The sequence below is a fragment of the Bradyrhizobium liaoningense genome (genome assembly GCF_018130955.1).
Lineage (GTDB): Bacteria > Pseudomonadota > Alphaproteobacteria > Rhizobiales > Xanthobacteraceae > Bradyrhizobium > Bradyrhizobium liaoningense_C.
Window position 1 is genome coordinate 1 of record NZ_JAFCJM010000128.1, and the last position, 4,953, is coordinate 4,953.

The window sequence follows — 4,953 nt, forward strand, 5'->3', positions numbered from 1 at the left end:
TGACCTTGCCCCCAAGTTTTATCCAATCCTGAGTTCGCTCCGGCTGTTGGATTTGCCCGGTTGGGCGGTGGTAGCGACGGGAGCTGGCGCGGAGCCCTCGGCATAGCGCAGCGTCAGGTCCCGGCGCGGGTTGCAGGTGATGGCGAACTCGGACGGCGTCTTCCATCCGAGCCTCGAGTGTGGTCGTGCATCGTTGTAATCGGCCCGCCAGCATCCGAGCGCGACGCGGGCCTGGGCCAGCGAGGTGAACAGCGTCTCGTTCAAGAGTTCGTCCCGGAGCCGGCCGTTGAAGCTCTCGATGAAGGCATTCTGCGTGGGCTTGCCCGGCGCGATGTAGTGCCATGCGACGCGGCTCTGATCGGCCCACGTCAGGATAGCGTTGCTGGTGAGTTCGGTGCCGTTGTCACTGACCACCATCTTGGGTCTGCCGCGCTCGGTCATCAGCCGGTCCAGTTCCCGCGCCACCCGGGTGCCCGAGAGCGAGGTATCGGCCACCAGCGCCAGACACTCGCGGGTGCAATCGTCGACCACGGTCAGGATACGGAAGCGGCGGCCCAAATATTCGAAGTCCTCGAGCCGTACGGTGACGCAGTGCTCGACGCCCTCCCATTCCCGGATCAACTTGGTTCCCGCGACGGGGCGCAGAAACGGTCGTGCTTTGCGATCGGCTTGCTTCTGGTCGGCGTATTGCTTGGCCATAGCCTTCAGCCGCTCGGTGGTCTGGCGGCTCAATCCGCCATACGCCAATTCCTGGATCCGGTAAGCCAACCGGCTTTCCAGGAAACGGCGGTTGTAGGCCGGTGGGTCGGTGTCAAAAAGCTCCCGCCAGCGGGCCTTCAGGATGTGGGCGGGGGCGCCTTTCAGGGCAGCCAACTGCGAGAGGATGTTGCTTTTCACAGGGCCAATTCCTTGCGGTTTTCCCGGACATGACCCTCGAAGACCCGTTCACAGTCGAGCGGATTTTCCTCATTTGACGCAGATATTTGACTGGACTTTCGCGCAAGGAGACGCTGGAGGCCGGCGGCCAGAATGGTGGCCACTTCGGCGGCTTCCTCTCGAAATTCGTGACCAGACTCGACCATGGCGCGAAGCTGCATCTGTCAGAAGCGGGGTGCTAGCCCCATTGAACATGGGCAGCACTCGAAGGGCGTCAAACGTAGAGCAGAGCAACCGCGAAATGGATAACCTAGCGAGCAAGGTTGCGGTGTTCAGTCAAATTGCGCTGAATCGGACAGAGAAACCCTGGACTGCTGAAGCGGTGATCCTGCGGCCTACGCCGAATGGATACGGCATTTATCACCAGATAACTTGACGACTCGCCACCGACCGGTGGCTAATTCTCGCTATTTATTTCCTGTGAGCTGACTTCGTGCGTTTGGCCTTCGTAACTGTCGAATTAGGTGGTGGCATGTCGGTCCAGCCTGACTGGGAAAATAACAGCTACCGTAGTGCTCACAATCTGCTGGAGAAGCGGTTCATCGCGGTCATGATCTGCATGCGAGGCTCAACGTCTTTAAGATAGATGGCAGTCTGAAGAAACTCGACCTCTGCAGCCTGGCTAGCTTCGTCCACGTCGACGTACCAGGATCGCGGCCGTCCATCGGAGCCGTCGCTCCAGCGATAGCCTCGCTTCTTCAACGTGTCCTTCAATTCAAATGGCGAGTGCTCCGCCCAGATCCGGACTGTCTTGCGGCGAGCCCGTTCGAGCAGGATCGCGAAGGCGGAACGGTTCAGCTTTGGGATGTCAGACGCGAGGATCTCGATCAATGCCCTGCAATCGTCGATAGCGCGATGCGCCTGGTGGAACAGACCCACGCCGGCCAAGAGATATCCGAGACGAGAGCCATCGAAGCCATGTTTACGCCACTCGACTTCCGTCGCTGAGCATGCCCAAGGCTTTCGTTCGAAAGCCCGCCAGTAGCGCTCTGCGAACTTCCGATCGAAGTTTGCGTTGTGGGCAACGATCAGCACTGCATCCGAGACGAACGACGCAACCGCATCCGGATCGATGCGATGCCCGGACACCATTTCGTCAGTGATGCCGGTGAGTTCGGTGATCTGCTCCGGGATCGGAATCGAGGGTTCGTTGAAGGAAGAAAAGACGTCGGTTACGGCCGCTATTCTGTCGTCCGGCAAATAGGTGAACTTGACCATGGCAAGTTCAATGACTTCGTCCTGTGCAGTGTTCAGGCCGGTCGTCTCGACGTCGATGAGGATGCCTGTCCTGGTGATCTGACCGTTGCAGGCGGCGAATTCTTCCCGCGGGAGAAGCTTGCGAAGAACGCGGTAATCGGGAGACCGAGCGAGCATCTCGGCCATTTTTGCCAGATCAACGTTTTCCGACTGCATGATTTCATCCGTCAGTTGCAAGAAGGCGCAACCTCGAGATTTCAATACCGCAATTGCGCGCCCCCATGGTCCAAGGCATACCAGAGAGCGACGGATCGTTCACCTGGGTTTCGCCGCCCGTGCCCGTAACCGGTCGCTACGTCGGCCGTTGGCCGAGTTCTTCCATAACGTCTCATATCCGAATGACGTCCGGTTGTCTGACGCAAGCAGACCTGTCCGCACCATCGCTCGGGGTCCGTCCTTGACCCCCAGCGGACATTGACGCACCGCGAAGGACGCCAGTCGCTGGGTGCTCGGGATCCAGGAGCCCGGGGGCGCGGTCAGACTGGATTGGCTTCAAAAGCAAAGCCGACCGTGGTAGCTCTAAGTACAATGCATAACGGGTGTCCGCACGCACCCGACCATGCCCAGGGGGGAGTCGTGATGAAATGCAGTTCTCATCCGCTGCTGTCAACGGCCGACGGCTTCGCAACGAACAGCGCCGACGTTCTGATCTTGCTCGCACGCGTCCTGCTCGCATGGGTTTTCGTGGGAGTAGCGTATGGAAGTGCCATCAATTTCGCCGGCTCATTAGGCTACTTCACGTCTCTGAAAGTCCCGGCGCCTCTCCTGTTCACGTCCGCGGCTCTCTTTTTCGAGATCCTGCTTTCAGCGGGTTTGATCCTGGGCCTAGGCACACGCTATTGCGCAATACTGACCATCGTGTTCGTCGTCGTCGCGACGGCGATCGCGCACAGGTACTGGGAATATCCGGCTGGCGCCCAACAGATCGCACAGTACACCAATTTCTTGAAGAACATTTCCATCATCGGGGGCGCGCTGGCGATCTTCGTGACTGGAGGCGGCCGCTACTCGCTGGATTGCGCGCTGGCGCGATCATAGCTGCTCGTCCTCGGCCGAGGCGATGACGGACGAATTTAGCTTGTCCTGTTTCGGATGAGCAAGTCGAACGAGCGGTAGACGTCAGTCCGCGAGCGGCCCTTCGCGACAAATTCCGGTCCACGCCTAGATGTCGGCCGTGAGGGGCAAACCGGACGCCACGTTGCTCCGACCGAACCGACACCATTGACCCAAAGCGGCCAAAAGCCCTGAGCGGCCGGTGAGGCTTTGCGTTTCGAGCAAAAGTGTGTGAGTTTCTGGCGCATTTCGAACCGCTAGCTAGGCCGGACGCAGAGATGGCCACGCGCAGGGCATTGATCATCGGGGGCTCTGTCGGCGGGTTGTTCGCCGCGCATATGCTCGGCCGGATCGGCTGGGAAGTCGATGTCTTCGAGCGCGCTGGCGAGGACCTCGCCAGTCGCGGCGCCGGCATAGGCACACACCCGGCACTACACGAGGTCATGCGCCTGCTTTGGCTTGCCTTCGACGACACCCTTAGCGTGGCGACCCGCACGTACGTCTGCTGGGATAACTCCGATCGGCTGATCCACGAGGTGCACCTTCAACGTAAGATGAGCGCTTGGGCACCCGTTTATCGGACGCTGCGCGATAATCTGCGCGGGCCCAGATATCACCGCGGTATGGAGTGCATCGACGTGCGCTCCGAAGCGGGCAGCGCAACGGCCCGCTTCGCCGATGGCAGCCAGGCGCGCGGAGACCTCCTGATCGCCGCGGACGGTTTGCGCTCCGCAGTGCGCGCGCGCCTGCTGCCCGAGCTGCAACCGGCCTACGCCGGCTACGTCGCCTGGCGCGCCCTCATGCGAGAAAGCAAGGCGGTGCGCGCCGCCCGCGACATCCTGGAGAGGGACTTTCTGTTCTGCGTGCCGGAAGGCTCGCTAGCACTATGCTATGCTGTGCCGGCGCGCGATGGCGACTTGCGCGTCGGCCACCGCGACTACAATTGTGCCTGGTACCGGTCCGCCGACGAGGCCCAGCTGGCGGAGCTGTGCACCGACACTAGTGGAAAATGCCACGGCACCTCGATCCCGCCGCCCCTGATCCGGCCCGAGGTCGTCGCCGACTTTCGCCGATCGGCCCGAGCCGAGTTGGCCTCGCCCATGGCCGTCGTCGTCACCCGTGGCGACCAACCGTTCTTCCAGGCCATCTACGATCTGGCCTCTCCGCGCCTGGTGTTCGGCCGGGTGGCGCTCTTGGGCGATGCCGCCTTCGTTGCGCGCCCGCACGTCGGTGCCGGTGTCACCAAGGCGGCGCTCGATGCGACCTGCCTGGCCACGGCCATCGTCGGACACGGGGGCGACCTAGACGCGGCGCTGGCCCGCTACGGCAGCGAGCGGCAGCGGTTCGGTGACTGGATCGTCGGACGCGGACGCGACCTCGGCGCTTCGATCGGCATGCGCCCTGGCGGGCGCGCCCGACTTGATCGCGAGGAGCTCGACCGTCGCGCCGCCGCCGCAGTGAGCGCCTACGCCGCCAATGCCGACGAGCTGTCGCGACTTGCCGTCGATGGCAACATCCCGGGCAGTGTCTAAGCGCTGCCGGAGGCGAGCCCGACGATCCCTCGCCAGACCCTCATTTTTGTGGCGGATGCTCACGGCTGCTTGTGGCCGATTTTGTTGCAGAAGTCGGTAGGATCGACGCTCTCAGCCGGGGCAGAGATCTGAAAATTTGGGCTCGCGATCTCTCGGCCGCCTGCCCGGCATGGGC

4 protein-coding genes and 2 pseudogenes are annotated in these 4,953 nt (G+C 62.0%); 3 read left to right on the forward strand and 3 right to left on the reverse strand.

Annotation, left to right across the window (positions count from 1 at the left end):
• Positions 1 to 18: 18 nt before the first annotated feature.
• Positions 19 to 555: pseudogene (locus JQ632_RS39945) on the reverse strand (integrase core domain-containing protein); the annotation flags it as partial.
• A gap of 30 nt (positions 556 to 585) precedes the next feature.
• A pseudogene (locus JQ632_RS39950) lies at positions 586 to 897 on the reverse strand (DUF2924 domain-containing protein); the annotation flags it as partial.
• Positions 898 to 983: 86 nt separating this feature from the next.
• Between JQ632_RS39950 and JQ632_RS40195 the strand changes: the two are divergent.
• Positions 984 to 1,118, forward strand: coding sequence for a hypothetical protein (locus JQ632_RS40195; protein ID WP_283817798.1), 135 nt, complete (start codon positions 984 to 986; stop codon positions 1,116 to 1,118).
• A gap of 334 nt (positions 1,119 to 1,452) precedes the next feature.
• Here the strand turns inward: JQ632_RS40195 and JQ632_RS38845 are convergent, their stop codons facing one another.
• Positions 1,453 to 2,370, reverse strand: coding sequence for a 3'-5' exonuclease (locus JQ632_RS38845; protein ID WP_312015712.1), 918 nt, complete (start codon positions 2,368 to 2,370; stop codon positions 1,453 to 1,455).
• Between the two features lie 402 nt (positions 2,371 to 2,772).
• On the opposite strand from JQ632_RS38845, the gene JQ632_RS38850 reads away from it, so the two are divergent.
• The gene (locus tag JQ632_RS38850; RefSeq protein WP_212407999.1) at positions 2,773 to 3,231 is read left to right on the forward strand and encodes a DoxX family protein; all 459 of its coding nucleotides are present in this window, start codon (positions 2,773 to 2,775) and stop codon (positions 3,229 to 3,231) included.
• 293 nt (positions 3,232 to 3,524) lie between these two features.
• Entirely contained in the window at positions 3,525 to 4,778 is a 1,254-nt protein-coding gene (locus tag JQ632_RS38855) for an FAD-dependent monooxygenase (protein WP_212408000.1), read from the forward strand.
• Positions 4,779 to 4,953 lie beyond the last annotated feature (175 nt).